The organism is Sphingomonas lacusdianchii (assembly GCF_022664395.1).
Taxonomy (GTDB): Bacteria; Pseudomonadota; Alphaproteobacteria; order Sphingomonadales; family Sphingomonadaceae; genus Sphingomonas; species Sphingomonas lacusdianchii.
Window position 1 is genome coordinate 1 of record NZ_JAKRET010000056.1, and the last position, 2,947, is coordinate 2,947.

General features: G+C 64.0%; 3 protein-coding genes. 2 read left to right on the plus strand and 1 reads right to left on the minus strand.

Translation table 11 applies throughout. The features are described from left to right. Together MF607_RS22330 and MF607_RS22335 are read left to right on the plus strand one after the other, a co-directional pair. Positions 1-1,461 (plus strand): xanthine dehydrogenase family protein molybdopterin-binding subunit (locus MF607_RS22330; RefSeq protein WP_242122363.1); only part of this gene is annotated, 1,461 nt, incomplete at its 5' end. After that, a complete protein-coding gene (locus tag MF607_RS22335) occupies positions 1,458-2,045 on the plus strand; it encodes a flavodoxin (RefSeq protein ID WP_242122364.1) in 588 nt (195 codons plus the stop codon). The genes MF607_RS22330 and MF607_RS22335, both read left to right, overlap by 4 nt. Positions 2,046-2,134: 89 nt before the next feature. Here the strand turns inward: MF607_RS22335 and MF607_RS22340 are convergent. After that, positions 2,135-2,947 (minus strand): carboxylesterase family protein (locus MF607_RS22340; protein ID WP_242122365.1); only part of this gene is annotated, 813 nt, incomplete at its 5' end.

A 2,947-nucleotide genomic window follows, 5' to 3' on the forward strand; every position in this document is an offset into this window, starting at 1 on the left:
ACGTTGCCGCGCCCGCTGATGCCGAACAACACGTCGCATCGCCCGGCCACGATCCAGCGCGTTCGTCTGGCGGCGGGTCGCGACGGCAAGCTGGTCGCGGTCGGGCACGAAACGCTGTCGGGCAATCTGCCGGGAGGCGGTCCGGAGATTGCGGCGGCGCAGACGCAGTTGCTCTATGCGGGTGCCAACCGTCTCAACCTGACCCGGCTCGCGACCCTCGACCTGCCCGAAGGCAATGCGATGCGCGCACCGGGCGAGGCTTCCGGCCTGATGGCCCTCGAAGTGGCGATGGACGAGCTGGCCGAGAAGCTGGGGATGGACCCGGTGGAGTTGCGTATCCTCAACGATACGCAGGTCGTACCGGGCGCTGATCCGGGGCGTGGCTCACCCACCGATCCGCAAGCGGCAAGCGGCAATCAGGGCAAGTCGAAGGAAGGTCCGCGACCGTTCTCCATTCGGCAGTTCGTGCCATGCCTGCGCACCGGTGCCGAGCGCTTCGGGTGGAAGGAGCGCAGCCCCAAGCCCGGCAGTCGTCGTGAAGGCCGCTGGCTGATCGGCATGGGCATGGCCTCCGCGATCCGCGGCGCGCCGATCATTCCGGCAGGTGGGCGTGTCACGCTTGACGGCAAGGGGATCGTGACCGTCGAGAGCAACATGACCGACATGGGGACCGGCAGCTACACCATCATCGGTCAAACGGTCGCGGAGATGATAGGCCTGCCGCTCGATCGCGTCGTGGTGAAACTCGCGGACTCGAATTTCCCCGAAGCGTTCGGGGGTGGAGGACAGGGCGGTGCCGCATCGGCTACGGCCGGTGCCTATGCCGCGTGCGTCAAACTGCGCGAAGCCGTGGCGACGAAGCTCGGCTTCAATTCTGCCGATGCCGAGTTCGTCGACGGCGAGGTCCGTGCCGGCAATCGGCGGGCGCCGCTCGCCGAGGCCGCGAAGGACGGTGCGATCACCGCCGAAGACAAAATGGAATATGGCGACCTGTCGCAGCGGTTTTCCCAGCAGACGTTCGGGGCACATTTCTGCGAAGTCGCGGTCGACGCCTATACCGGCGAAATCCGCATCCGCCGGATGCTCGCCGTCTGCGCGGCGGGACGTATCCTCAACCCGATGACCGCGCGCAGCCAGGTGATTGGCGGCATGGTCGGTGGTGCGGGCGCGGCGCTGATGGAAGAGCTGGCAGTCGACAAGCGCTTCGGCTTCTTTGTCAATCACGACCTTGCCGGATACGAAGTGCCGGTCCATGCTGACATTCCGCATCAGGAGGTGATTTTCCTGGAGGAAACCGATCCCACCATGTCGCCAGTGAAGGCGAAAGGTGTGGGCGAGCTGGGCATTTCCGGCGTTGCACCGGCCATTGCCAATGCGGTCTATAACGCGACCGGGGTGCGGGTCCGGGAATATCCGATCACGCTCGACAAGCATCTGGCGAAGCTGCCGGAGATCGTATGATGCAGGGCGCGGAGCGCTTTTCCCGTCGCGCGGTACTGGCGACCCCGGCGATGCTGTCACTGGTTGGGACAGCGTGTGCCGAGGAGCCGGAGCAGCCCCGCGCCCGTGCAGGCAAGACACTGGTCGCGTATCTCACTCGCTCAGGCAATACCCGCGTGATCGCGGGTACGTTGCAGCGGGCCTTGGGGGCTGACCTGTTCGAAATCCGGCCCGCGCGACCTTATCCGGAGGATTATGAGCAGCATGTCGCGCAGGCCACGCGCGAGCGTGACAGCGGGTTCGAACCTTCGCTGGCTGGCAAGGTCGATAACATCGCCGCCTATGGTACGATCTTCCTTGGCTTTCCTATCTGGGGGGAAACGGCACCCCCGCCCATCCGCTCGTTCCTGAACGCTCACGATCTACGCGGGAAGACGCTTCGCCCGTTCATCACCCACGGCGGATACGGTGTCGGCAACAGTCCGGCGGTGTTGGCATCTCACGCCACCGGCGCGGCGATTGAGGAACCCTTCGTCATGGAGGCGGACCAGGAACGGCGCACGCTTAATCAAGTTCGCGATTGGCTGGGCCGGATTGAGAGTTAGCGAAATTTTCGATGCTGACGACATCGACCGCTGCCGCATCGAGTACGACAGCAGCGTCCTGACCTAATCCGCGTTGGTACGTGCGCCCGTTAACGGGGGACGACCGCTCCTTCCGCCTGCTCCGCGGCATCCAGCCTTACCCTATGCGGATCGGGACCACCAATTGCGGTGCCGTCCGGACGGAAATCCAGAATGGCATCAGAAGTCGGCTCGTAGTGAGGCCATCTCGACAGCTTTGGGCCGTTCGGATTGCCCGTCCTCGCAAAATTGGCCCAGTATGTGTTCATCATTCGCGCGACCTCTGCATCGGTCGGCGTGAGCTGGCCTTGGTAACGGTCCTTGACGGTATCGAACACGAAATTGATCTCGGATGCGTGCGGCGCACCCTGTTTCAAGCGGTCCCGCATGGCCTCCGCGACATAGGAGAAGCGGTAGGTGAACGCCGGGACACCCTTCGCGGTGAATGCACGAGCCGTAAAGCGGGCCGGCTCTGCCCAGATGCGGTCCGTAGTTACCATTGTCACGAGGTCGGCGAGCGGGCGTGTGCTGTCCGGATCATAGGCAGCAATGGCAGCGTCCTTGCCCTTGCCGAACCCGTCAAACAGCATAGCCTTCGTATCAGCGCGCAGAAAACCTCCACCTACCTCGGCGCTGTTTGATCCGATCATCAACGGAACCCGCGCTTGGCGACCTGCCCTGTACGCCTGTTCGGCCGTTTCCACGACGACACGGCCATCCACGATCGGGCCGGGATATGTTGCCGGTCCGCCCTCGCCATCCGTCTGTTGGCCGCCATCCACGACCTGATCGGTCGATAGCGAGCGAAGCTTCGTAAGCGCAGCGTCGTCAGCGCCGGTAATCTTGTGTCGACGCGCAAAATTGATGCCGATGGTTTCGGCCGA

What these genes read in the sequence shown, in the direction of transcription:
- MF607_RS22335 (WP_242122364.1), top strand. Translation starts at nt 1,458, where the DNA reads ATGATGCAGGGCGCGGAGCGCTTTTCCCGTCGCGCGGTACTGGCGACC.